Source organism: Pseudoalteromonas sp. SIMBA_162, assembly GCF_046535955.1.
Classification (GTDB): domain Bacteria; phylum Pseudomonadota; class Gammaproteobacteria; order Enterobacterales; family Alteromonadaceae; genus Pseudoalteromonas; species Pseudoalteromonas marina.
Genome location: NZ_JAWJBQ010000637.1, coordinates 1 through 260, shown reverse-complemented (window position 1 = coordinate 260; position 260 = coordinate 1). Strand labels below are relative to the sequence as shown.

Here is a 260-nt window from a genome sequence, read left to right as displayed (position 1 = left end):
CTGGCTGCTGGCCAGGTTGCTCTCCTGCAGCAATGCCAATATCAGCGCCTGGTCACGCAGGGCGCTGCCGTAATCGGCAATACAGCCTTTGCCACGGCTGATGCCCAGGCCCGCCTGCAAGGCTTGCTCGGCGCGCGGTTTGTCGCCCATCTTGTCCAGCGCCACCGCCAGTTGTACCAACGGCAGGCCGGAGCGGGCATCGGCGCGGCGCTCGAACAGGCCACGCAGCGCGCCCAACGGCGCCTGCTGGCTGCGCGACA

The 260-nt window shown here is 68.5% G+C and carries 1 protein-coding gene; it reads right to left on the bottom strand.

Annotated features, from left to right (window positions below; genetic code table 11):
• A partial coding sequence (locus R0J88_RS21205) for a hypothetical protein (RefSeq protein ID WP_410901057.1) occupies positions 1 to 260 on the bottom strand: 260 nt, incomplete at both ends.